Below are 24,632 nucleotides of genomic sequence, written 5' to 3' on the forward strand. Positions count from 1 at the left end.
GAAACCCTGATGACTGACCCAGATACTCCGCCTGCCGATGCTCTGTTGCCCACAGGGCCTGACGCGGCCAATCAGAACAGCCGCGCCGTCCTGAAAGAAAAATGGGCGCGCACGCCGCTAATGATCGCCATCGCCATACCGCTGCTGTTTATTGTGGCGGCCTTTGTGTTCATGGGACTGGGCATATTCAAGGATGTGGGGGGCAAATCCCCCCCCGCGGTCGATGTTCAGACTCAGGCGGCGATCGCGGAATTGCGCGCCCAGGTTCAGGCGCTCAAGGCTCCGGCGCCTGCGGTCAATCCGGCGGCGGTTCAGGCCCCCACCGATACTCCGACGGTTCAGGTATACAGCGATCCCACGACCCTGGCGCGCCTGTCGCAGCGCATTGATGAACTCGAAGCCCGCCAGCGTGAGGTAACCGCCGCCGCCGCCGCCGTCGAAGCCGCCACCGCCCTGCAACTGGCCGCCCGCAGCACTCAGCCCTTTTCCGCCCAATTGACGGCGGCTGAGCGGACCCTGACCGATCCGTCACCACTGGCCGCCTTACGCGCTCATGCCGACAAAGGTGTTATGTCCGAAGCGGCGCTGGCCCTCGAATTCCCGGCCTATGCCGCCAAAGCCCACGCCACGGTCAAAACGCCCGAAGACCGCGACACCCTGTGGAGCGGTGTGATGGATGCCCTGGGGTCGATTATTTCCATCCGCGCGCTTAGCCGCGTCGAAGGCAGCGATGTCGACGCTACCCTGCGCCGCGCCGAACTGCGGCTTAATTCAGGTGACCTGAGCGGCGCCATGACCCATATCGATGCCCTGCCCACCCCGGCCCAGCGCGCACTCGGTATCTGGCTGGATCAGGCTCGCGCCCGCCTGTTGATTGATACGACCACCCGCCGCGCCCTTGATACCGCCCTTAAGCAATTGTCCGCGACCGCGCCGCAAACCTCAGCAGCCGCAACCCCCGGAGGCACCCTGTGATCAGAACTTTTCTCATACTTCTGGCCATTACGGTTCTGGTGACCCTGGGGATCGGCGCGGCTGGCGAGCCTGGCACCGCCAGCCTGATCTGGATGGGTTACCGCGTGGATACCTCCGCCACCGCCGCCATTATCCTGATCGGCGTTCTGGCATTTACTGCGGTCTGTTTCTGGAATCTGGCCCTGTGGCTATCGCGCTCTCCGCAACGTCAGGCCAAAGCCCGCGCCGAAGCCCGCCGCCGTCAGGCCGACGACACCTTAAGCAAAGGCTTCATGGCCATCGCCGCCGGTGACGGGGCCGAAGCCCGCCGTCATGCCGTCAAGGCCATCGACCTCAGCGACAATATCCCTCTGGTGCGGGTGTTAGGGGCACTGGCCGCCGAAACCGCTCAGGACGATGTCGCCACCAAGGCCGCCTATTCCGCCATGCTGAGCGTGCCGGAACTGAAATTAGCGGGCCTCAAAGGGCTGATGACTTTGGCGCAAAAGCAGGGCGACCGCATTGAAGCCATTCGTCTGGCCGAAGAGGCCTACAACCAGACCAAACCGGCCATGTGGGCGTTTCGCACCTTGTTTGAAGCCCGCCTGACCGCCGGCGAGTGGGCCGAAGCCCTCGATCTGATCGAAGGTGCGCTGGGCCGCAAGCTGATCTCACCGATCTATGCCGAACGGGCGCGCGCCTCACTGATGGCCGCCTCAGCCGCCCGCATGGAAACGGCAACCGACACCGCCACGCGCGAGCAGGCACTTGATTACGCTGTGCGCGCCGCCAAGCTTCAGCCGCAGTTTGCCCCTGCCGCCATCATGGCCGGTCGTCTGCTGGCCGCCCACAATAAGCTGGGCCGCGCCGAAGACGTGCTTGAGGCCGCCTATGCCGCCCAGCCTCATCCGGCAATCTGGCTGGCTTACCGCGATCTGGTCAATGACGAAACGCCGCGTGACCGGGCGCGCCGCCTTCAGGGGCTGGTTGATCGCAATCCCGGTCACCGCGAAAGCCGCCTGCTTAACTTAGAGCGCGCCCTAATGACCCACACCAAGGCTGACATCCGCACGGCCATGACGGCGTTAGAGCCTGATCTGGCTGAAGAGGTTTTGACGCGGCGGGTGTGCGGCCTGATGGCCAAGGCTTGCCTGGGCCTTCAGGATATGGACGGGGCCCGCAACTGGGTGGCGAAAGCCTCGCTGGTCAAGGCCGAGCCGGACTGGTCTGATCTTGATCCTGAGGGTAAAGCCTTTGCCTATTCACCCGCTGACTGGGCGCAACTGGTGCTGAGCTATGCCGAAAAAGGCACGCTGGTGCATCCGCGCTTTGACCGTGATGAACGTACCCTGTCGGAACTGCCCGATCTGGTGTCGCGCTATATGCCGTCCATGCCGTTCGTCAAGGCGGCGCAAAAGGCCGCAACCTTTGTGCCCCTGCCGGATGATCCGGGCATCTATGACGATGCCCTGCGCGGCGATGATGCGGAGGCGCCGTCAGTACCGCCCCCTAAACCGCGGGCGAAACGGGTGCCTGCCAAAACCAAATAAGAAATCCCGATAAAAATGCGTGCCGCGGCCTTGGCAAAGACCGCTGTCATGTGTAAAGAAACGCCCCTGTCGACTGGCCGGGGCGTTTTTTGTTAGCCCCGCCTCCACAGTGCGCCGCATTAGCTCAGCTGGTAGAGCACCGCATTCGTAATGCGGGGGTCAGGTGTTCGAGTCACCTATGCGGCACCACTTAAATACAATTTTTACCCACAACATGCCTGTTTTTAGGCAGACTTAAAAAGCTACCCTTCAACAAGCAGGACGCAGTGATGCAGGTTGTTGATCGTGGCTATGGGGTCAAAGAGGTGGCTGCGCGGCTGGGTATCAGCACAAAGTCGCTCCACACATGGTGTTATGCAGCCATGAGGTTATCAAATTCATCAAAACGCAAGCCTCATAAGGCTTACGACATGAAAATCGACACGGCGGTAGCCACCGCATTGTCGATTTTCACAGTCACAAATTTTAGGAAAATGTAGATTTATTCACCCTCACCTATATCAACTTATATGCGCTACTGCGCGGCCCCAACAATTTCAGAAATCGTAATTGGATAGCCTTGTACGGCGGTTGAGCGATTGAACAGTCCCGACTGGTGATTGGACAGGTAACCATTGTCCCAGTAAACGGGCACCATACCGTGCTGATAGGCCGAGCGGGTTATGTATTTGTTCCAGTAATTACGATAGGTCTGCGACGGATCATATTCGGTCCTGAGACTGGCTGCGTATTCTCCCAAGATAACCGGCACACCTTTGTCGACGAAGTTGATCTTCATCTTCTGAAACTGTGCATCGGTATAGGTCTCATTCGCCCAGGTTTCCGTGACCGCCATGTTGGTAGCGATATTACCCCACTGCCAGATATTGCTTGCGGTGTTCAGGGTGAAATTGAACGGATCGTAATAGTGGACTTCCATCATCAGGCGCTTAGTCGCTGTATCGGTCGGCAGGGTCGCATTGCAGGATATGGTATGGTCAATGTTGGTATTATAGCCTTGCACCACCAGCCAGCGGGTAGCGTTGTTGCCCCCGGTCGCACGCACCGCATTCACAAACGTCTGGTTAAAGCCGTTCTGAACGGTGCAGTTTTCTGCCGTCGGCGCCGAATAGACATCTGTCACCATCACCTCGTTGGTGCCTGCAAACAAGACATGCCCATCATAGCTTTTGAAATTATTGGCGATCTGCGTCCAGTACTGGGTCAGCCGCGCATTGGCCTGAGTTTGTGAAGCGTAGGTCGGCTGCATCCAGCCCCCATCCCAATGGATATTGATAATGACATAAAGCCCGGCATTACGGGCATAGTCCACAACTTCAGTTACCCGCGTCATCCATGCGGGACTGATCGTGCCACTGCTGTTGGCATATTGATGCCACGCGACGGGAATGCGCACACTTTTGAAGCCCGCGGCCTTAACCGAGTTCATCAGCGCCTGCGTCACCGCCGGATTGCCCCACGCCCCTTCCTGCGAAGTTGTAAACGGCCCGGAGCCGGAACCGATGGCCTCAAGGCTGTTGCCGACATTCCAGCCCGGTGACATTTCGGTCAGGGCATTAGCAGCGGTCAACGGGCCAATGGCAGTGGCGCTGCTCGAACTGCTTGAAGAGCTTGAAGAGCTGGAACTACTCGATACGCCTCCGCCCGATGATCCGGCAGACGCTCCACCGCCACCGCCGCCGCAACTGGCCAGCATGACAAACGTCGTAAAACTCAGGACGATGGCCCGGATACCCATCCGGCCTGTATTTGATTGCATAAAACGCATTTCGCTCCCCGTGTTTGCCTGATCAAATGGTGCACCACGCCGGCTTGCGGTGCCTGTTCAGGTCTGTTTTGTTTTAAGTGCCGGTCATACCTATTTTGTATCGCCGCCTTCGGCATACATGCCCGCAACCGCCCCTACAAAGCCTGAGGCCGCCGCAGTGGTCAGCACCTTGGCATCACCATTGGCCAGAACCGGCGTAAAGCGTTGGCCATCAGCGCTGGCCTCAAAATCGATGCGCCCCTTATTGAGGGTCATGCGCAGATAAATCGGCGCATTTTGTGCGCCCGTCCACGGCGTCTCAGTCAAAGTGATCCCCCGCTCCGGCTCGTTTTGACCTTCGCGTTTGCGCACCCGCAATACCTTTTGACCGGCGCTGTTTAGACCAAGACCAAAGGCATAATAAAATTCATCATTCTGCACAGCCATCAGACCTGACTCATCGCCAGCCGCCGCCGGATCAAAGCTCAGCTTGGTGGTCAGGGTCGCAGTCATGTGCGCAATGCGGCGCCCGACAAAGCTTGGCTGCCCTCTGCTGCCAAATCGGTCGTTGCGTGCAGTAATGATCAGCGAGCCGTCACCAGCCTCCCACCAGCCTTGCGTCGGCGTACGTGCAAACATCCATTGCGGCGCCAGTTTGTCGGCGTCAAATTCATCGCGTACCGTGAAGTTGCCGGTGGTGGGTATGCTGGCGGCCTTATCGGCCTTTAGCAGCGGACGATCAGGACGCGCGGGCAAGGCCTTGCCTTTTTCGAGGATAACCGGCCATCCGTCTTTCCAGCGAACCTCCAGCATAAAGGTCTCACGTCCCGTATGGAACCGGCCTGGGTCCTGCGGCGGGGTGGCCAGATCATAGACGCGCGTCCCTAAGAATACTGCCCACCACTGCCCGTTCTGATCCTCAACCATATCAGCATGGCCGGTGGCGGTGACGGGATCAGGACGGTCGTCCGGCAGGCCGAACTGGGTCAGGATCGGATTGTTCGGATTGGCCGTATAGGGGCCCAGCGGAGATTTGGATTTGAAGGCCAGTTGCTGATGGAAATAGCCGGTGCCTCCGCCCGGCGCCGACAGGATGTATTCACCCTTGACCTTATAGATGTGCGGCCCTTCGAGGTAATCCATATTCCACGGTGTCTTATCGCCGCCGTCGACCAGAATAATGTCTTCGGATTTTTGCGCGAAGGTGACAGGATCTACCTCCATGATCGCCACGGCGGTGTGGGCGTCATAGCGCTTATTCAGCGGGCTGCGCTGATGTACCACATAGACCTTGCCGTCATCGTCAAACAGAATGGACGGATCGATGCCTTCGATAAACGGCAACCAGATCGGATCGGACCATGCCCCCGCCGGATCGCGGGCCGTAATCACGAAATTGCCGCCACACCCAACGCAGGTGGTTATGATGTAAAACAGCCCGTCCTTATAGCGAATGGCGGGCGCGTAGATGCCGCTGCCGCTCAGGCCGATATTGGACGAAAACGGCATCATGTCCGGACGGCTGAACGCATTGCCGATCTGGGTCCAGGTCACCAGATCGCGGCTATGGAAAATCGGAATGCCCGGATAAAAGCCAAAGGTCGAATTGATGAGGTAATAGTCATCCCCGGCGCGGGTAATACTGGGGTCCGGATGGAACCCGGCCAGAACCGGATTCTGGTATTTATCTTTGGGCAATGTGGCTTTGAACAGGGTATCGTCACCGGTATATTCAAACCAGTCGAAGGCCGCCGTGCCCAGTGCCGCATCTGTTGCGACGTTTGTCGTTGGCGGCGGCAGGGTTTGACAGGCGGCCAGCAGCGTACCCCCAAGAACTATAGCCAGTTTACTGAACACGTTCATATAGCGTCCTACTCTATGCGTTTACACGATGTGCGCGGCAGAAGGCATCGAGATAATCTTCATGCCGCCGTAAGCCTTTAAGCGCCTGGTCAATTTCCCCGCGTTGCTGCGCCATCACAGCGTTTAATTCCGAGAGCGGCAGTGTCCCCAGCAATGGATCAAGTGCTGACGGGAGTATCCCCTGCCCCAGCAGAACCGCCAGCCAGCTATGCACGCTGAATAAATTATCGTGGGATATGGTCAGGCGGCCACGGGATTTGAACGCCTCAATGGCATGGCTGAGACTATCGGGAACTGACATATCGCGGCAATAGCGCCAAAACGAAGTATCTTCACGACCGGCTGTTTTATAGTGAAGAATGACAAAATCACGTACTCGCTCCATTTCGGCGGAGGTTTCACGGTTATAGGCCGCGACATCGGCAGGCGAAAATTCGGCGTCAGGGAAATGCGCCAATATTCGTAAAATGGCCGCCTGAATGAGATGTATCGATGTCGATTCCAGCGGCTCCAGAAACCCTGACGACAAGCCGACCGCCACAACATTGCGGTTCCAGCCGGCTTTGCGCTTTCCGGTCACGAAGCGTATCGTGCGTGGTTCCGCCTGGGGCTGCGCGGGCAGGCTTTGCAGCAGGGTTTCTCTGGCCGCATCCTCAGTAAGGTATTGACTGCTAAAGACATAACCGTTGCCCCGGCGGTGCTGCAACGGTATCGACCAGCGCCAGCCGGCCGCTTCGGTCGTGGCCTGTGTCAGGGGTAAAAGGCGGTCGCCATTATCGCTCGGCACCGCAATCGCCCGATCCGCCGGCAGCCAGTGCGTCCAGTCTTCATAGCCGGTCTTTAAAGCCTGCTCGATCAGCAGCCCACGGAACCCGCTGCAATCGATAAAGAAATCACCGTCGACCGCGCGCCCATCAGAAAGCACTACCTGCGTCACAAAACCGGTATCCACATTTTGGCGGGCATCGACAATCTTGCCTTCAACGCGCGTTACACCCCGCGTTTCCGCATAGCTTCTAAGGTATCGCGCATAGAGGCTGGCATCAAAATGAAAGGCATAGTTCAACCGCGTAATATCTGATCCGGCACCGCTGACCGGATGGGCGAACAGCCCCTTGCGCGCCGCCACGCACGCCAGACTGAAGGCTTCGATCCCCGTCGTGCGGCCTGCGGCCAGATCGTCCTTCGCATAGGCCATCCACATCTGATGGAATGGCAGATTGGTGTGATCAAGCCCAAAGCGGGTAAAGGGATGAATATAACTGCCGGGAACCTTGCCCCAGTTGATGAACTCGATCCCCAGCTTGAACGTCGCCTGACAGTGGCGCATGAAATCAGCCTGATTGAGACCGAGGAAAGCGTTGAAATGGTGGATCGCGGGAATGGTGGCTTCCCCCACCCCCACAGTGCCGATCTCATCGGATTCAATGAGCGTGATCGACAGGGGCAGGCCATGTAAGGCTTTGGAAAATGCCGCCGCCGTCATCCAGCCCGCCGTGCCGCCACCGACGATAACGACCCGTTTCAGTCCATCCACTGCCCGCATTACGCCGCCCGCCGGAATCCGTGCCGACGCACGCTGGTGATCAGATCGCGGTGCGCAGGCAACTTTCTGGCCGCGACATCGGCTTGCCGGGCGACATCGGCAAAAGCGACTTTTGCATCCTCAAAATACTTCAATGCGCCTTTCCGGTCACCCAGATCAGTTTTAAAGCCCATGCCGTAAAGCACGTACTGCCAGTTGGCTTCGGTGAAAATATCGTGGTTCAGATCGACATCGACAAAATCGGGCATGCGATAGCGCCAGCGCTCCAGTCGATCTTTCAGGCTGTCGTAGATGCTGTCCGGCGCCGCATTATCCCGCCAGAACGGCGTGTCTTTGCGCTGCGTCAGGCAGTAGTGCATCTTGATGAAATCGACGACATGGGCATAACGACGCGACATGATGTCATTGAACTGCTTTGCGGGGCCATCAACCGGGCCTGACCACGGAAAGATCGCCGCCAGCACAAGGGCCGCCCCTTCGGCAAAGCCTATGCCGGTGGCCTCCAGCGGCTCAACAAAACCGGCCGACAGGCCGATGGCCACGACATTTTTCACCCACTGCACAGGGCGATACCCCGGCTCAAACTCCAGCTTACGTGGATTGAGATCATCAGATTCTGGGCCGATATAACGCCTCAGCACAGCCTCAGCCTCATCATCGGAGGTGTGATCCGTGGAATAGACATAGCCGATGCCCCTGCGGCCATCCAGCCCGATATCCCAGGTCCACCCTGCCGGCTGAGCGGTTGAAATCGTATAGGACGGGATCGGTGCATCTTCTCGCTCGTAAGGCACCTGCATGGCCAAAGCGCGGTTGGTAAACAAGCTATCACGCACCGACCGATAGGGGCTTTGCAGCGCCTTACCGATCAGTTGCGCGTGAAAGCCGGTACAATCAATATAAAGATCAGCGCGCAGCTCACCGTGTTCGCGCGAAATGAGATAATCAACAGAGCCATCCTCGCCTAGTTTGACGTCGGTCACCGTGCCGGTCAGATGCCGCACGCCGTTGGCAATACCGACACGCCGCAGCAGACGCGCCAGCTTCACCGCATCGAAATGATAGGCATAACTCAGTGGCGCGGCATATCCTTCGTGCGTGTCCAGCTTAGGCGCCAGCCCCAGTTCGGCCACACGGGTCTGAACCGTCGACACCTCATCCCATGAGCGGTCACCGACAGCACCTGCCAGCCAATAGGACAACAGATCCAGTCCGCCCGGACTAAAGGCCGCTTCAAACGGGTGAAAATAACTGTCGCCAGCGCCGGTGCGCCAACCGCGAAAGCTGATGCCTTGCTTAAATGTGGCGTCGCATTCCCTGACCAGATCGGCCTCATCGACCCCAATGCGTTTCAAGGTCTTGCGAATACTGGGGAATGTGCCTTCGCCCACCCCGATAATACCAATATCTTCGGATTCGATCAGGCTAATCCGCGCCCCGTCAGGGGATGCCGCCGACAACATCCGGGCCAGATAGCCAGCCGTCACCCAACCTGCCGTACCGCCGCCGACAATCAGGACGTTCTTTGCCATGATAATCTCCAGATTATAACGGCTTCCGGCGGAAACACTACGCCGGAAGCCGTTATTGTCTGTAGTCCGAAGGTTCGGACTACGCCCCCGTAGCTTTAGAAAGCCAGGTTCAGGCCGATATTGATCCGGCGATCAGCGATAAACCACGAACGGGTATAAAGCTGCCCGCTTGGGTAACCGCCCATCAGGGTACGGGTCACTTCGTTCGTTACGTTATTGGCCTGAAGCCAGATACGCACATTGTCGTTGACCTTATAGTTAGCGCCAAGATCGAGCTGTCCATAGGCATCGGCATAGGTCGGCAGAGCCGTGTCAATACGGCGCAGGGTCGAATTACCCGTAGTTTGCGGCGTATAGTAGTCGTAGTCCGGATTGGTGCCGTTGGCATTGGTCGATTGCAGATATTCCGAACGCCACGACCAGGCCGCACGCAGCGACAGGTTCTTCTTTTCGTACATCAACTGAACATTGTAGTTGTGCTCAGACAGCCCCACGACCGGAATGCCCGTCATTGGATTGCCGTAGATGTCACGCGCCAGAGCACTTGGGCTTTCAGAATCGATGTATGTATAGTTGGCTTCGATCCCAAGACCGTTCCAGGGCTCAGGCAGTTCATCGAAGAACTTACGCCCGCCGATTTCAAAGCCGCTGATACGCGCATCTTCGCTGGAGTTATAGACTTCTGATGTCGATACCGTACCCGTGTAAGTACGCTCGGTCCCGGCACCATCCAGATAGTTGAATGTGACAGGCTTTAGGGTTGAACCATAAATAATCAGATCTTTCAGATCCTTGTGGAACAGAGACAGGTGCGCATTAAGGCTGTAGCTTGGGTACCACTCAAACGCCAGATCGTAGTTGGTCGACATGGTCGGTTCCAGACGCGGATTGCCTGTATTAGCCGTCATGCCATTATATATACCGGGATAGGTGACACCACCCGGGCCAGGTATATTGCTTGGGTTTGACTGCAACGAAATACCTGCGCTGCCGGTCGAACGCAGATCCGAGTAGTTGGGCGGCGACATCGTCTTATTAACAGCAACCCGGATCTGGAAGTCGTCAGTCACTTTAAAGTTGACATTGAACGATGGCAGCACACGGGTGTACTTGATGCCATCCACACGCTCATATCCGGCTGTAGGTATCGACAGGGCATTGTTAAGTGTGCCGTCCGCCAGATCAGCCTGGAAATCAGCCTGTGTAAAGTAGAAGCTCGATACGCTGTTCATGACAAAGTAACCGGAGCTGTTAGAGCGGTTCTGAACCACCCGTAACCCCATGTTTCCGGTAAACGGAACCCCGAACACCCCCTCATCACTGCCAAACTTGGTTTGAAGGTAGGCAGAACGTGTTACAACTTCGACGCGCTGGAAGCCAAACGCATCATCAGACCAAGTATAGCGGGCCGGTTCACGATTTGGGTTATCGACTGCGCAGGTTTTGTTGGCATTATAAACGTTCGTGGCACATTCCTGATCATAGCCGTATTTCCGCTGGGCATCGATCGGATCATTGCCCTGAATCAGAGCCTCACTGGGCAGCCAGAACAGACCCGGCAACTGGGCATCGCCCCGGAAGAAATCACCGAAAGTATAAAGCTCGCTGTCCTTCTCCGGCCCATCAACGATGGTGCGCTGGCCGGAATTGTTCCAGCCCCGGCCCAAAGGCGCCCAATAGGTGCCTTCGTAATTGTCGCGCTCCAGACGATCAGCATAGCGAATGCCGAACTTAGCCTCCTGGAAGAACCCTTCGTCGAAGATATAGCCGACATCAAGACTGACCGCGCCCAAGGTTCCGTGGTTATTCTGCGGCCGTGTAATAATGCTGCCCCAGTTGTAGTTGGCGCGGTTCGACAATGCCCCTCCATCAAGGATGGTAAACTTCGGCATATCGCCTGTCAGGTCGATAGCCCCTGCGGGCACGGCCGGGTTTTCGAGACCCAGATTGAAATTGGTCGAATTCAGAGATGAATCCACAAATTGGAGCGCGCCGTCGATGCGCAGCTTATCTGTAGGCGTCCAGGTAAAGCCCGTACTGAAATCCGCCGTCATGGTCTCAGACGTCTGGAAACCACGGGTGGAGCCCACATTGATCAGAACCGGGCTACAGGATGGCGGAGATGTGTTCCAGTTCAGCGACTGGGCTTGAGAACCAAAGGGCGCATTACAGTTCACCCGCTGATTGGCCGGCAGCCAGGTTTGTGACATAGTCTCGCCGGCCTGACCATTAAAGAACGAGACCGGCACCAGACGGTCTGCCTTGATCAGCATACCATTGGAATCGAATTCGGCATTGGAGCCCGGCGCAACCCCAAGGGAACCATGGCCGAAGAAAACGCCCGATTCCGTATTGTCGCTGGTATATTTCGATATGAAGGCGGTCTGGAAGATCGTCAGTTGATCATTAGGCCGCCATTGAAAGCCCTCATAAAAGCCTTCACGGGTGCGGTTAAAGGTCGAGTCGCCATAGTTAAAGCCACGCGGAATATAGCGGTCAGCCGTATTGCCATTGGCGGTACGCTGCGCAAAAAAGGGCTCGGTACGCAGGAAGTTCGATTTAGACGCAAACTCAGAATAGGCGACATCGAGTAACAGGCCCATTTCGCCTATCGATGTGTCCCAGCGATCAGTCCACAGGAAGGAGCCGCTTGGGGACGTCTTTTCGGCGAAATCGCCATAGGAGGCCCCAAGGCTGGCTTCAAATGATGGCTTGCGATAATCGAACGGCATCTTGGTGCGCAGATCGATTGAGCCACCCGTACCGCCTTCGATCTGATCCGCGCGCGAAGCCTTATAGACATCAACCGCCGCCATCAGTTCCGGCGTCACATCGCCCCAGCTCAGGCCCGTACCACCGTTAGCGCTGAACACTTCACGGCCATTCAAGCGCGCTGCAACACCCGACAGACCACGAATCTGAACGCCCGAGCCTTCGACTGAGAAGGCGTCCGGGTTGTTGAGCGCCGCAAAGCGCACCATCGTCACGCCGGAAACGCGCTGAAGCACTTCGGTGATCGAGTTATCGGGCAACTTACCCGCATCGTCTGCAACCACGGAATCGATAAGGGTATCAGAATTGCGTTTACGTTCTGTCGCACTTTGCAACGCCTTGCGCCGCGCCGTAACAACTACGGTTTGCGTATCCTCGCCCGCTTCGGGTTCAGCCGTCTGCGCGTAGGACGGCGCGCCCAGCGTCAAGGCGAGCAGCGACGTTCCTGCGGCCAGCATAAGCAGCCGCGATTTATGTTTCAACATTAAGATCTCCCTCTTAGCCGGCCCATCTGGCGGCCTCAGTCGTTTCTCTCCATCAACGTCAGGTTTTTATTACCGAGTCCCTGAGTTTGATAACGCTACCAATACTATAATATTATTATATGACAAGGTTGTCATCTGCACACTGCGGATTCTTTTTCAAAAGGTGCATTATTATCACAAATTTAGGCATATGTGGCAAAAATACACAAATTTCATTAATTCCACACCCCATCCTTGCCACTATTAATTTGTATGACTATATTATAATAGCCAAGGCCATTAGGGCCGATAAACTGAAGCGGTACAGGTGCGCACACACACCTTATTCTTCCCTCCAAACATACGCTTCCCCTCTCGCCGGCCAGATCCGGCGAGAGTTTTTTATGTTCTGGACAGTTGGGGCAGTGGCACGACCGAGGCACGCGCCCTTTCGGTTGACAGGCTGGCAATAACCACCTGCATTTGCACTTCATCGCTTAGGGCATTACAAGGCCCGCAATAAATCTGAACAGCCTGAGTCACGCCGGGCCGGACGTTATGCGTCTCCCACCCCACCATATGGCGGCGCGCGTCATCATTAACTTCCGTATCGAAATAGATCTGAACGGTTTCACGCAGACAGATAGAGTGAGCATTGCACACACTGTAGGCGACAAACACTCCTTCATCCGCACGGATGAGGGTAAGCCCCCTATAGTCAAGCGACTTACGCACTCCTTTGCTATCACACAGCACAGCATTGAGGCCACGAGCCTCATCTAGCCTGATATTCTGTTTGTCGGACCGCAGCATCAAAGGGTATTCCATAGGCTTTCTCCCAATTATTCTTGTTCTTTTTTGCCATGATACCCCGCCCCCACAAAAACCGCTAACACGCTGAATATATATAACTTTTAACCACACAAGCATGGCAATGCCCGCCAAAACCGTCCACAGCGTCCGATTCCGGACACCCCCTACAGCTCCTCACGCATGAAACGAACAAAGGCTTGCTGCGGCCACAATCTTCTGTTTTCTATGGATTTACGCGCAGGGCGCTTAAAATTGACGGCGCACAGAGGCTAGAGGCAAATGGTCACCGTAACGAAATTTGGCTCGAATATGACGGTGCAACTGCAGATGACCCTGGGCCAGATGATTGTCGCCGGTCATTTCGATGAGGTGCCCTTTCCAAACGAAGCCGAACTATCAACCATGTTCGACGCCAGCCGAACCGTTGTGCGCGAAGCGATCAAGATGCTTACGGCCAAAGGGCTGATCAGTACCCGCCAAAGGGGTGAGCGCTTATTGCCGATGCGCGACTGGAACCTGCTTGACCCCGACGTCAGTTCCTGGCTGAAACAACGTCCGTTTTCTGCCGACACATACCGCGAATATACGCAAATGCGCCTGGCGATAGAGCCCGTTGCGGCGGGGCTGGTGGCAGCATCAGGTGGGCCCGAAGTCATCCGGCAGATAAATTCGGCCCTGGATGCCCTGAACAGGGCTGATGCCGATGCAGAGCAACAGTTGCAGGCTACACTTGGTTTTCACCACGCCATACTCATGGGATCTCGTAACGCCTTTTTCACACGCCTGACCGAACTGGTGACGACGGCTCTGCATCTGGAAGCTTCGGCCCTGCCCGCAAACGCCTATTCCAACCAGATCCGGGAACAGATTGGCAATGCCATTCGCCACGGCGATGCGCCGGGTGCCGAAGCCATGATGCGCGAATTACTGCGCTCTTCGCTCAGGCAAATAGAAGCGCCGCCTGCGTAAAGCGTCACGCCCTACTCCTGACGCAGAATCCGCATAGGGGTGCAGCGAATAGAATGGGCTGAATGAATCGCCAGCGTTATCGCAGATACGAAAAGCACCAGTGCACTGGCCAATAAAAAAGAGGATATGGCTACGGGTATATGCGCCTGAAACGACCTAAGCCAAAAGCTAAGGGCTAATCCGGCGAGCGGCCAGGCAATCACACAGGACAACACCGCCGGCCAGAGAAAAGGTTTAAGCCGCAATATCAGCAGCTCCTGAAATGTCGCCCCTAAGGCGCGACGGATAGCCATTTCACGAAGCTGATGCCGCGCCAGAAAAATACATAATCCGGTTAACCCTAATACAGACTGAAGCATCGCAACGGCCGACACCAGCGTAAAGGCGCGCAACTGCTGGTACATATCCCGGTACTGGTTCGTCAGGTAATCCCGGTAGAATTGCCGCTCAATCGGCACACGTCCGCCCGCCGCCTCATTCCATACGGTGTCAATCCGGTTCAGAACCTGAGGATCATCGCGGGACAGCCGCAAGTTAATTTGCGTGAAATATTTCGCAAATCCATCAAATATCATGGGATGAGACGGCTCATACACTGTCGAAAATCTGAGGTCAGGAACCACCCCAACAATTTTTGAAGAGAAGAAGGTTTGATCCGCTTCATAATCAATTATCTGTCCGATTGCATCCGAAGGCTTCTGAAACCCCAGCGCCTTTGACGCCGCGGCATTGATAAGGATTTCACGCGGCACTTCGGGGGTCAGATAGGTTTCTGACAGGTTGCGGCCGGATAATATGGGAACGTGAAACACTTTGAAAAAGTCAGGATGAACTGAATTACGTGTAAAGGATATAACACGGCCCGAAGGCTCAACTATCCAGCCAGGGCGGGCAAACTCCGTGGTCGGAACGCCAAAGGATTCGGCCGCCAGTTCAATGCCGTCAATTTTGCGCACGGCCTCACTAAACTGTTGGGTGACGGTAGTGCTGTTAATCAGGCGAACCATCAATACCTTATCACCATTAAATCCAGGCGCCTCACTCATGGCAAAGTGCCATTGGCGCGACATGGTATGGGTCGCAATTAAAAGGACCATCACCAGCGCCAGTTGAGCGGTTACCCAGCCCGGCCAGTTTATAGAGTTGTCCGGCTCATGCCCCTTATGGGCGGCTCCCCCCTGTGAAAAGCGGGTAATACGCATAGCCGGGTACATGCCGCACAAAGCACTCATAATCAGAACAGATACCATTACCCCTGTCAGTACCGCAAACGGTGAAGCCCAGAGTACAAGCGATACCCCTAGTTGCGCATTAACATACGGCAGAACCCGCTCCACCACTGCCAGCCCAAAGACACTGCTGGCCAGATTGACCAGCGCGGCCTCCCTCATTATGTAGCCAATTTGCTTGAACCGGGTCGCCCCAAGCGCGGCATACAGCGCCATCTCCCGTTCACGCTCACGGGCTTCCGCAAGAATAAGACCGGCACTGTTGATGGCCGCCAGGGCCAGTATCATCACTGAGACGACCATCAGCGCCCGAACAGAATTCAGATGCCCCCGCGGTCGCATTTGCCCATCGCCCTGAGGCTCAAAATGCAATTTCACGACAGGGATCGCCCTGAAATTTACCGGCAGATTGTTGTCCCCCTGCCAGTATTTACGGCTGAGTTGAGACATCTCGCGGGTGACCGCGGCCTTTGTCACGCCGGGCTTCAGGCGAAAATAGGTATAGGAGGTCGGCCATAAATATGTCGACCTTTGGTCGAGTATCGACAGCATGGCATAGCTGGTCGATCCTGATGCAAATATCTCCCGCTCAAGATGGGTGTTGGCGGGATAATTACGCAGAACGGCGGTGACGGTCAGAGGCAGGCCGTCGTGGGTTGCCAATACCTCCCCCACGACATCGGCCCGCCCAAAATATTGACGGGCCATCCGCTCGGTTAAAACAATGCTGCCGGGTTTCGCCAGCGCGTGCGCCAGATCGCCATGCAGGGCTGGCAACTTCACGAGATCAAAAAAATTAGCATCCGCCCAGTAAAACCGCTCCTTCACAAAGCGCCTTTCACTACGCAGCGGCCATTCCACCGGCACCAGACGCGTTATGGCCTCTATGTTGCGGCTGTCCGAGCGCATCCAGCGGGCCACACCGGCAGGGGCCACATCACTGGCTACCAGAGGCTTTCCGGACGGGCCATATTCTGCCTGGGCAATGTAAAGCCTTTCTGTATCAGGTAAAAACCTGTCAAAGGTCAGCTCGTTATGGATATAAAGACCGATAATCAGGGCTGCGGCATAGGCCATAGACAGCCCTGACAGCATCAGAAGATATACCGCCCATCGTCTGACAACCGCCAGCCATATCCCGCGAAGGCTATAAAGCAATCCGGTCATGTCAGCCTGCGGCGTGTCATATGCACACGGCCATCATGCAGCTCAATAATCCGGCCGGCCCGATCGGCCTGACTGGGGGCATGGGTCACCACAATCACGGTCGCCCCCTGCGCGTTTATGTCCTCAAGTATTCCCATGACCTGACCGGCATTGGTAGAATCGAGATTGCCGGTCGGCTCATCGGCTAGAACCACCTGCGGATCACCCACAATAGCGCGGGCAATCGCGCATCGCTGCTGCTGACCGCCGGAAAGCTGCCGTGGCAAATGATCGGCACGATGGGCAAGACCAACCCGGTCCAGAACCGACAGTATCCGCTCCCGGCGGCCTGCCACAGGGTCACGGCGGTATCTCAGTCCAAGGGCAATATTATCGAATACAGTGAGGTGATCGAGCAGATTGAAATTCTGAAACACAAAGCCGATTTTGTTGGCTCTTAAATTGGCAAGTTTCCGCTCGGGCGTTGCCTCCACACGTTGTCCGTCAAAGAGATAGCGGCCCGCACTTGCGCGCTCCAGCGTCCCGATAATATTCAGGAGCGTTGATTTACCGCTGCCGGACGCGCCGGTTATGGCCACAAATTCTCCGGCGTCGATCTCCAGAGATACCCCTCGCAAGGCATGAACCGGTTTTTGCGCACCGGAATAGAGGTGTTCAATATCGGTCAGATCAATCAGAGCCATCAGTTCCCCCCTCGCAACGGCAGGGTGAACGCAAACATCGTGTCCTGATCCGGCCCGTTCGCTATCAGCCTGAGAGTACCGCCGTGCGCCAGGGCAATCTGGCGGGCCAGATTAAGCCCGGTGCCGGTGCCCTTCGCCTTCGTCGTTGAAAACCCATTGAAAAGGTTCTGGCGAATATCGTCAGCTACACCCGCGCCATTATCAGCGACCGACACCATAACCTCATGGTGGGTTTTGGAGACGGACACCGCTACCCGACGCACCTCCATACCCTCAGTTGCCTCAATCGCATTGGCCAGCACATTGATAAGCGCCTGCCCGAACAGGGCCTCGTCGAGATTTACAACACCTTCCCCCTCAGCAAGGTTCAGTTCCAGAGAAAACATGCCATCGCCATAGCCTTGACTGAAAGCCGTGACCGTGTCACGCACCACTCTGGCCAGATCAACAGCCCGTAATTCAGGTTCGGGCAGCCTGGCCACAGATCGATAAGCCTCGATAAACCGGGCAAGGTTTACGGCGCGGCGCTTAAGGGTTTCAAGCGCCTCTCGCGCGGGCGGCACATCCGCACCGGCCGGATCAGCCAAATACATATCGGCAATCTCGGCCAGTGATGACACCGGCGTCAGTGAGTTCATAATTTCGTGGCTGAGTACCTGAAGGGTCTGTCTCAAGGCAAACGCTTCGGCCTTATGCACCTCGGCCTCGACATCAATCAGGGCCGCGACACGCACCCGGTGAGGTTCTTTGTGCAGTTCACTGACACTGAGGGTATAGTGGCGACTGAAGATGCTCACAACCGATGCGTTTCCCGCGCCAGCCCCTGAACCCACAGCATGAAGGTTGATATCTTCGGCAATCAGGCCATCTGTCATAAACAACGATCTGGCGGCCCGGTTCTCTGCCTTAAGTGGTCGCCCGGCTGCCTGACTGACAATGGGAACCTGCACCTGATCAAGTAAAGCCTGCAGGCGCTCGGCCTCCATATCAGGCATAACCGGATCGGGCGGGGTGCGCAGATCCTGTGGCAGTCTGATGGCAGCGATAGCGGCCATCAGACCCAGACTACACGCCAGCCCAATCACGGCGTTTGCCCATAGCTGGCGGGTAAGCGAATCATAAACCAGCACCGAAGCCGCACCGAACAGGATCGTGAGACATATTCGAAAGATGCGGCTATCAAAGACCATGTTTGGACATCCGCCGATATAAGGATGGCCGCGAGAGACCAAGGGCCTCCGCCGCCGCCGAAATATTAAAGTTATGGCGCTGCAAAGCCGCTTCAATCAAACTTTTCTCGGTGTCCGCAAGACTTGGCGCCTGCGTGAACACCGTCGCGGCCTGATCGGTGTGCCCCAGATCAGCAACCCCGATCTCAGGGCTGTCAACCAGAATAGCCACACGTTCGACCACCTGACGCAGGGCGTGGATATTATCGGCCCAGTGACTGGCCCGCATGTGGGATTGCGCGTCGGCTGAAAACGACTTAACCGCAAGGCCCTGACGTTGGCAGGCGACACGCATAAAGTGTTCGGCCAAAGGCACGATATCATCCCGCCGCGCCCGCAGGGGCGGCAGTTCAATCTCAATCGTGCTGATCGCATAATAAAGCCCCCGATCAATCCCAATGTCTCGCCCGGATAAAGACGTGGTCGAAATCAGGCGATTGTTTTCGCGTCCGGCGTTGGCGCTCCATAACATAAGCGCAGCAGTCTGCGCCGGTGGCAGACGGTCGATATTTTCCAAAAGCAGAGTCATGTTGCGCTGCGCCGGAATCGTTGATGGCTCAAAGACTGAAGCGTCAACCGGCATCAGGTGCTCACGCCCCGACTGGCAATGGATAGTTGAGGCCAGCAGGCTTTTGCCCGCCCCCGTCTCCCCCCGGATCAGGATAGGGGCCGTAAGCGACGCACAACGATCCACAGTCGCGCGAATTAACTGAACCGAAGGTGAGTTACCTAGAAACAGCGCCGTCTCACGCCCGCTATCGGTTGTTGTTTTACGAACCTGCACAGCCGCTTCGATGGCCTCAACCAGCCGGTCATTATTCCACGGCTTCATGATGAAATCATGGGCCCCCGCTTTTAACGCCTGAACGGCAATAGACAAACCGCTATGGCCCGTCACGACAATGACCATAGCGGTGGGATCATATCGCAAAATATCGCGCAGGCACGCCAACCCTTCGGCGCCCGTCGTCTGCCCCTTGGAAAAATTGAGGTCGAGGAGGATGACATCAATAGGGTTCGCCTCAAGCCAACTGAGCGCACTTTCCGGGCTATCGGCCCCGAAGAAGCCGTATCCGCGCTTTTTCAGCAGCAGTTCCGCGGTCTTACGGACATCCGCATCGTCATCGACAAACAGGACATTTTTACCAAGCCTAGACATGTACGTTTCCGGACATAGCGATCAAAACAACGAACAGGCTAATCCACAAATGGAGAAAATGTCAAATAATATTAATGGATTAGGCAATATCAACCTCCTCACCTATTATAAGCATGTCGAACATAAAAGCGCTTCAGGACTGAAGCCGCCGGACACCGTAAGCGGTGTATCCGGTGCGTTTATTGTGAGCATAAATAATCAGAGGCCTGACAAGCCTTAAGAAAAAACGACGGGGACAGGATCATGCGCACCGCAGACGGGCGCCTCATCAGATAATTCAGACTTTCAGATTGGCGGAGCTCTGCTTTCGCCAAGCCGTAGCTTTACAGTCCAGGCTGCGGCAATGTGTTTATGGGCTGTTACCTTCCAAACCTTACCCTTCCGGACAGCATAGCCGGAAGGGGATTTTTGGTGACCGCCATAGCGGTTGTAATATGAATCGACAGGCGTAAATTCGCAGCCTGAACCCTGAGGAAACCAGATGGCCCCTATTTCACGACGCACGATGATGTCGACGACCGCAGCCGGTCTTGCCGCCGCATCAACCGGGGCTCTGGCCTCTGAAGCCCTGGCGCAGGCCGGTGCACATCGTGAAATCAGCCTTGATATCCGTCAGGCCGCCACCCCCATTGACCGGTTCTTTGATCTGTCTATCGGTGCCGACTATCCGGGCGTCACCATTCGTGACGCCAATCTGGCGCAGCTTAAAATGGCCGTGAACGAACTGGGCTTTCGCTATATTCGCTTCCACGACATTTTTCACGATAAACTGGGTACGGTGAAATCGGTCGATGGCAAGATCGTCTATGACTGGACGAAGATCGACTATCTTTACGACAGTTTCCTGAAGATGGGCATTAAGCCGTTCATCGAACTGGGCTTTACGCCGTCCGCGCTCAAAACCTCCGATCAGACGATTTTTTATTGGAAGGGCAATACCTCCCACCCCCGGCTTGATCTGTGGAAAGCCCTGATCGATACGTTTGTCCGTCATCTGGTTAGCCGTTACGGTATCGAAGAAGTGCGCACCTGGTACTTTGAAGTCTGGAATGAACCCAACCTCGACGGCTTCTGGCAATATGCCGATCAGGAAGCCTATTTTGCGCTCTATGGCGTCACTGCCCGCGCCATTAAGGCCATTGATCCGGCCTTGCGCGTCGGCGGGCCGTCGACGGCGGGGGCGGCCTGGGTGCCGGAGCTTATGGCCTATGCCAAGGCGACCAATACCCCCGTCGATTTTGCGACCACCCACACCTACGGCGTCGACTATGGTTACCTCGACGAAGAGGGCAAGATGGATCTTCAGTTGTCGAAGAACCCCAACGCCATCATCGGGGATGTCAAAAAGGTTCGTGCGGAAATCGAAGCCTCACACCTGCCGGGCACGCCGCTGTTTTTCACCGAGTGGAGCACCAGCTACAATCCGCGTGACCTCAGCCACGATTCCTATATCGCCGCCCCCTATATCATCAGCAAGGTGCGTAATGTGCAAGGCGTCGCTCAGGGCATGAGCTACTGGGTCTATTCCGATCTGTTCGAAGAACCCGGCCCGCCCTCCACGCCTTTCCACGGCGGTTTTGGCCTGATGACGAAGGACGGCCTGCGTAAGCCGTCATGGTTTGCCTATAAGTATCTGAACGCCCTTAAAGGTAACGAAGTCCCCTCCGGAGATCAGCAGGTGTGGGCCGCCTATGACGGTAAATCGCTCAATGCTGTCCTGTGGGATTTCCAGTTGCCGGATCAGCAGGGTAAGAGCAACGGCACCTTCTTCAGCAAACTGGCCCCCAATTCATCGTCCAAGCCCGCGACGATCAAACTGACCGGTCTAGCCGCAGGACGCTATAAGCTTAAAGTTCACCGCACCGGCTATATGACCAATGACGCCCATTCGGCCTATATTGCGATGGGGTCGCCCGCCACCCTGACGTCGGCCCAGCTTTCCAAGTTACAATCCCTGACCCGCGATCTGCCGGAAACGGAACGCACCATAACGGTCGGACGTGACGGCACCACTGAGATTTCCCTGAAGATGAACACCAATGATGTGGTGCTTGTAAAACTGGAAAAATAAGACTCCAGTTACCCTGATCATTACGCGCCACAACACCGGAAATCATGACATGTCAGACGTATCCCGCCGCAATATCTTTAAATCTCTGGCCGCCGGTGCCGCCCTTGCGCCAGTCGCGGGCGCCGCCACTGCGGCCCCTGCGACCTGCGCCCCTCCAGCAAAACCCGTCTGGGGCAAAGGGGTGGAGGGGCAGAGAACTGCTGACCTTGGTAACGGTTATTTCCAGAACCCTATCGTCAAAGGCGACCATCCCGACCCGACCATCCTGAAAGACGGTGAGAACTACTACATGACGTTCTCGTCGTTTTATTCCTATCCGGGGCTGATCATCTGGCACTCGACCGATCTGGTGAACTGGTCGCCGGTCGGACCGTCCCTGTTTAAGTCGCTGGGGACGATCTGGGCTGTCGATATCTGCAAGCACAATGGCCGTTACTTCATATATATCCCCGCCGCTCCCGACGGTAAGCCGTGGTCGATCTACGCCATCTGGGCTGATAAGATCGAAGGCCCGTGGAGCGATCCGGTCGATCTCAATATCCGTGACTGTATTGACCCCGGCCACATCGTCGGTGAAGACGGCAAGCGCTATCTGTTTGTCAACGGCATCCGCAAGATAGAGCTTACCGACGACGGCCTGTCCACGGTCGGTAAGCTGGAGCCCGCCTATGCGCCGTGGGTTTATCCCGACGACTGGATCACCGAAAACTTCGCCCCCGAAGGGCCTAAGCTTTTACGGCGCGGCGACTATTTCTATCTGGTCACCGCCGTGGGCGGCACAGCCGGGCCGGTCACCGGCCACATGGTCATCGCCGCCCGCTCAAAGTCCATTCATGGCCCGTGGGAGCATCATCCGAATAACCCGCTGGTGCGCACCTTAAGCACCGATGAACCGTGGTGGTCAAAGGGACACGCGACCATAGTTGAGGGGCCATCCGGCGACTGGTGGCTGGTTTATCACGGCTACGAAAACGGTATGCGAACCCTTGGCCGCCAGACCCTGCTGGAGCCGATGGAATGGACACCGGATGGCTGGTTCAGGGCCTTGGGCGGCGACCTGTCAAAGCCGATGCTCAAACCCAAGGGCGGCAAGAAAAGTTCTGCGGGTAAGGCACTGTCAGACGATTTCCGCACAGATCGTTTCGGCACCCAATGGGCGTTTCACGACCCGAAGCCCGATGAGATGACACGGGTGACCCGCGCCGGTGGCAAGCTTCGGCTGGCAGGGCGCGGCACGACCCCTACGGATTCATCACCGCTCACCTGCGGTGTCGGCGACCGGTCTTATCAGGTCGAGGTGACACTGGAACTTGAGGGGGAGGCGCAAGGGGGCCTGCTGCTCTATTACAACCCCAAGGCCTTTGTCGGCGTCGGATTTTCGGGTGAGCAAACCATCACCTGGCAATCGGCCGAAGATCAGGGCTGGAACCGGCAAAACGCCGCAGGCCGCAAAATCCGTGCCCGCCTGACCAATGATGAAAATGTCATCACCTACCACTGGTCGCTGGATGGCGGCAAAACCTGGACACGGCACCCGACCCGCATGGAGGTGTCCGGTATGCACCATAATATCTTTGGCGGGTTCCTGAGCCTCAAGGTCGGGATCTACAGCACCGGCACAGGCAGCGTCACCTTATCAGACTTCACCTATCGCGCCCTGACCTGAAACAAACTGAACCGACCATGAAACCTTTCATTACAGCTCTGACGGCGGCCCTCTGCCTGACCAGTCCGGCCATTCCGCAGACGGCCCTCGCCGCCCCCGCTAAACCGTCCGTACAGCCAAGCGAGACAATCCCCTATCGTCCGGCTGAAGTGATGGCGCTGGCGGAACGGGTGGCGGCCTATCAACTGGCCAGTCTGGCCGGCGGATCAATCCCGGCAAAAGCCTCCAGCGATACGCCCCATAAGACCGGCTGGGTACAGGGTGCCTTGTTTGTTGGCCTGATCGAGATGGCGGAGCATTCCCAAAATCCGATCTACAAAGAGACCATCATCCAACGCGGCATTGCCAACAAATGGCAACTAGGGCCAACCACCTACTTCGCGGACGATCACGTGATCGGTCAGTCCTATCTGTGGGCATCGCGTAATGGTGCAGGCCCTGAGGCCATTGCGCCTCTGAAAAAGCGCTTTGACATGATCCTTGAGTTTCCGCCCGAAGTGGGGCTGACCCACCGCGAATATTCCGATCCGCGCGGCGTGGATTGCCAGCAGCGCTGGTGCTGGTCCGACGCCTTATTCATGGCCCCGGCCACATGGCTTGAGCTGTCCAAGGTCACGGGCGACCCCAAATATGCCGACTACGCCAAGAGAGAATTCATCGCCACAACCGACCTGCTTTATGATACCCAAGAGCACCTCTATTATCGCGACTCGCGCTTTATCGGGCGTCAGGGGCCTAACGGTGAAAAGGTGTTCTGGAGCCGCGGCGATGGCTGGGTGTTTGCTGGTCTGGCACGCATGATCCCGCTCCTGCCCGAAGGCGACGCTGAACGTGTGCGGATGGAAACCATCTTTAAGGAGATGGCGGCCAAGCTGAAGACCATTCAGAAAGCGGACGGTTACTGGTCGCCCTCACTGCTGTCGGATCCAGCCACCTCGTTACCCGAAACCAGCGGTACGGGCTTTTTCACCTATGGCTTTGCATGGGGCATAAAGGCCGGACTTCTGGACGCAAAGGAATATGAACCGGTCGTCCGTAAGGGCTGGGGTGCGCTCGTGCGTGCGGTTCATCCAAATGGTAAACTGGGCTGGGTTCAGCCGGTTTCCGATCAGCCCGAAAGCGTCGCCTATGACGACACGCAATATTATGGTGTTGGCGCGTTCCTGCTGGCAGCCACGGCGATTTCCGATCTCAATCTTAAGCGCTGACGCACACAAT

The 24,632-nt window shown here is 56.6% G+C and carries 17 protein-coding genes and 1 tRNA gene; 8 read left to right on the top strand and 10 right to left on the bottom strand.

Translation table 11 applies throughout. The features are described from left to right. Positions 1-9: 9 nt before the first annotated feature. From PQU98_RS08320 to PQU98_RS08335, 4 genes are all read left to right on the top strand, one after another. Complete coding sequence (locus PQU98_RS08320; RefSeq protein ID WP_272744436.1) at positions 10-975, top strand: COG4223 family protein; 966 nt, start codon at positions 10-12, stop codon at positions 973-975. Then, positions 972-2,504, top strand: a complete 1,533-nt coding sequence (locus tag PQU98_RS08325; protein ID WP_272744437.1) for a heme biosynthesis protein HemY — start codon at positions 972-974, stop codon at positions 2,502-2,504. The genes PQU98_RS08320 and PQU98_RS08325 overlap by 4 nt, the downstream gene beginning before the upstream one ends. A gap of 113 nt (positions 2,505-2,617) precedes the next feature. After that, positions 2,618-2,693: transfer RNA gene (locus tag PQU98_RS08330), tRNA-Thr, on the top strand. 77 nt (positions 2,694-2,770) lie between these two features. Further along, positions 2,771-2,983 (top strand): hypothetical protein, encoded by a 213-nt coding sequence (locus PQU98_RS08335; protein WP_438263863.1) that lies wholly within the window; start codon positions 2,771-2,773, stop codon positions 2,981-2,983. Positions 2,984-3,018: 35 nt separating this feature from the next. Here PQU98_RS08335 and PQU98_RS08340 read toward each other — a convergent pair whose 3' ends face one another. The 6 genes from PQU98_RS08340 to PQU98_RS08365 all read right to left on the bottom strand — a co-directional run bounded on the left by PQU98_RS08340 (position 3,019) and on the right by PQU98_RS08365 (position 13,256). After that, on the bottom strand, positions 3,019-4,272 hold the full coding sequence (locus tag PQU98_RS08340; protein WP_272744438.1) for a glycoside hydrolase family 5 protein: 1,254 nt from the start codon (positions 4,270-4,272) through the stop codon (positions 3,019-3,021). A 90-nt stretch (positions 4,273-4,362) separates the two neighbouring features. Beyond that, a complete protein-coding gene (locus tag PQU98_RS08345; protein ID WP_272744439.1) occupies positions 4,363-6,114 on the bottom strand; it encodes a glycoside hydrolase family 43 protein in 1,752 nt (583 codons plus the stop codon). 13 nt (positions 6,115-6,127) lie between these two features. Beyond that, the gene (locus PQU98_RS08350; RefSeq protein WP_272744440.1) at positions 6,128-7,660 is read right to left on the bottom strand and encodes a tryptophan halogenase family protein; all 1,533 of its coding nucleotides are present in this window, start codon (positions 7,658-7,660) and stop codon (positions 6,128-6,130) included. Beyond that, complete coding sequence (locus tag PQU98_RS08355) at positions 7,660-9,192, bottom strand: tryptophan halogenase family protein (protein ID WP_272744441.1); 1,533 nt, start codon at positions 9,190-9,192, stop codon at positions 7,660-7,662. The genes PQU98_RS08350 and PQU98_RS08355 overlap by 1 nt, the downstream gene beginning before the upstream one ends. 95 nt (positions 9,193-9,287) lie before the next feature. Beyond that, positions 9,288-12,449 (bottom strand): TonB-dependent receptor, encoded by a 3,162-nt coding sequence (locus PQU98_RS08360; RefSeq protein WP_272744442.1) that lies wholly within the window; start codon positions 12,447-12,449, stop codon positions 9,288-9,290. A gap of 381 nt (positions 12,450-12,830) precedes the next feature. Further along, positions 12,831-13,256, bottom strand: coding sequence for a hypothetical protein (locus PQU98_RS08365; RefSeq protein ID WP_272744443.1), 426 nt, complete (start codon positions 13,254-13,256; stop codon positions 12,831-12,833). Positions 13,257-13,520: 264 nt separating this feature from the next. Between PQU98_RS08365 and PQU98_RS08370 the strand changes: the two genes are divergently transcribed. Beyond that, a complete protein-coding gene (locus PQU98_RS08370) occupies positions 13,521-14,210 on the top strand; it encodes a FadR/GntR family transcriptional regulator (protein ID WP_272744444.1) in 690 nt (229 codons plus the stop codon). Positions 14,211-14,221: 11 nt separating this feature from the next. Here PQU98_RS08370 and PQU98_RS08375 read toward each other — a convergent pair whose 3' ends face one another. The 4 genes from PQU98_RS08375 to PQU98_RS08390 are packed head-to-tail and all read right to left on the bottom strand — an operon-like array spanning position 14,222 to position 19,677. After that, complete coding sequence (locus PQU98_RS08375) at positions 14,222-16,606, bottom strand: ABC transporter permease (protein ID WP_272744445.1); 2,385 nt, start codon at positions 16,604-16,606, stop codon at positions 14,222-14,224. Further along, complete coding sequence (locus tag PQU98_RS08380; protein WP_272744446.1) at positions 16,603-17,289, bottom strand: ABC transporter ATP-binding protein; 687 nt, start codon at positions 17,287-17,289, stop codon at positions 16,603-16,605. Before PQU98_RS08380 ends, PQU98_RS08375 begins: the two co-directional genes overlap by 4 nt. Further along, complete coding sequence (locus PQU98_RS08385) at positions 17,289-18,479, bottom strand: sensor histidine kinase (protein WP_272744447.1); 1,191 nt, start codon at positions 18,477-18,479, stop codon at positions 17,289-17,291. Before PQU98_RS08385 ends, PQU98_RS08380 begins: the two co-directional genes overlap by 1 nt. After that, a complete protein-coding gene (locus PQU98_RS08390; protein WP_272744448.1) occupies positions 18,469-19,677 on the bottom strand; it encodes a sigma-54-dependent transcriptional regulator in 1,209 nt (402 codons plus the stop codon). The genes PQU98_RS08385 and PQU98_RS08390 overlap by 11 nt, the downstream gene beginning before the upstream one ends. Positions 19,678-20,158: 481 nt before the next feature. Between PQU98_RS08390 and PQU98_RS08395 the strand changes: the two genes are divergently transcribed. From PQU98_RS08395 to PQU98_RS08405, 3 genes are read left to right on the top strand one after another with little or no spacing between them, the layout of a single operon-like run. Continuing rightward, positions 20,159-21,748 carry a GH39 family glycosyl hydrolase gene (locus PQU98_RS08395; RefSeq protein ID WP_438263864.1) on the top strand — a complete coding sequence of 530 codons (1,590 nt, stop codon included), beginning with the start codon at positions 20,159-20,161 and terminating at the stop codon, positions 21,746-21,748. A gap of 49 nt (positions 21,749-21,797) precedes the next feature. Next, on the top strand, positions 21,798-23,414 hold the full coding sequence (locus PQU98_RS08400; protein ID WP_272744449.1) for a family 43 glycosylhydrolase: 1,617 nt from the start codon (positions 21,798-21,800) through the stop codon (positions 23,412-23,414). A gap of 17 nt (positions 23,415-23,431) precedes the next feature. Further along, positions 23,432-24,622, top strand: a complete 1,191-nt coding sequence (locus PQU98_RS08405; protein WP_272744450.1) for a glycoside hydrolase family 88/105 protein — start codon at positions 23,432-23,434, stop codon at positions 24,620-24,622. Positions 24,623-24,632: the final 10 nt, after the last annotated feature.

The organism is Asticcacaulis machinosus (assembly GCF_028550435.1).
Classification (GTDB): Bacteria; Pseudomonadota; Alphaproteobacteria; order Caulobacterales; family Caulobacteraceae; genus Asticcacaulis; species Asticcacaulis machinosus.

What these genes read in the sequence shown, in the direction of transcription:
- PQU98_RS08320 (WP_272744436.1), top strand. Translation starts at nt 10, where the DNA reads ATGACTGACCCAGATACTCCGCCTGCCGATGCTCTGTTGCCCACAGGG.
- PQU98_RS08340 (WP_272744438.1), bottom strand. Translation starts at nt 4,272, where the DNA reads ATGCGTTTTATGCAATCAAATACAGGCCGGATGGGTATCCGGGCCATC.
- PQU98_RS08345 (WP_272744439.1), bottom strand. Translation starts at nt 6,114, where the DNA reads ATGAACGTGTTCAGTAAACTGGCTATAGTTCTTGGGGGTACGCTGCTG.
- PQU98_RS08350 (WP_272744440.1), bottom strand. Translation starts at nt 7,660, where the DNA reads ATGCGGGCAGTGGATGGACTGAAACGGGTCGTTATCGTCGGTGGCGGC.
- PQU98_RS08355 (WP_272744441.1), bottom strand. Translation starts at nt 9,192, where the DNA reads ATGGCAAAGAACGTCCTGATTGTCGGCGGCGGTACGGCAGGTTGGGTG.
- PQU98_RS08360 (WP_272744442.1), bottom strand. Translation starts at nt 12,449, where the DNA reads ATGTTGAAACATAAATCGCGGCTGCTTATGCTGGCCGCAGGAACGTCG.
- PQU98_RS08365 (WP_272744443.1), bottom strand. Translation starts at nt 13,256, where the DNA reads ATGGAATACCCTTTGATGCTGCGGTCCGACAAACAGAATATCAGGCTA.
- PQU98_RS08370 (WP_272744444.1), top strand. Translation starts at nt 13,521, where the DNA reads ATGGTCACCGTAACGAAATTTGGCTCGAATATGACGGTGCAACTGCAG.
- PQU98_RS08375 (WP_272744445.1), bottom strand. Translation starts at nt 16,606, where the DNA reads ATGACCGGATTGCTTTATAGCCTTCGCGGGATATGGCTGGCGGTTGTC.
- PQU98_RS08380 (WP_272744446.1), bottom strand. Translation starts at nt 17,289, where the DNA reads ATGGCTCTGATTGATCTGACCGATATTGAACACCTCTATTCCGGTGCG.
- PQU98_RS08385 (WP_272744447.1), bottom strand. Translation starts at nt 18,479, where the DNA reads ATGGTCTTTGATAGCCGCATCTTTCGAATATGTCTCACGATCCTGTTC.
- PQU98_RS08390 (WP_272744448.1), bottom strand. Translation starts at nt 19,677, where the DNA reads ATGTCTAGGCTTGGTAAAAATGTCCTGTTTGTCGATGACGATGCGGAT.
- PQU98_RS08395 (WP_438263864.1), top strand. Translation starts at nt 20,159, where the DNA reads ATGGCCCCTATTTCACGACGCACGATGATGTCGACGACCGCAGCCGGT.
- PQU98_RS08400 (WP_272744449.1), top strand. Translation starts at nt 21,798, where the DNA reads ATGTCAGACGTATCCCGCCGCAATATCTTTAAATCTCTGGCCGCCGGT.
- PQU98_RS08405 (WP_272744450.1), top strand. Translation starts at nt 23,432, where the DNA reads ATGAAACCTTTCATTACAGCTCTGACGGCGGCCCTCTGCCTGACCAGT.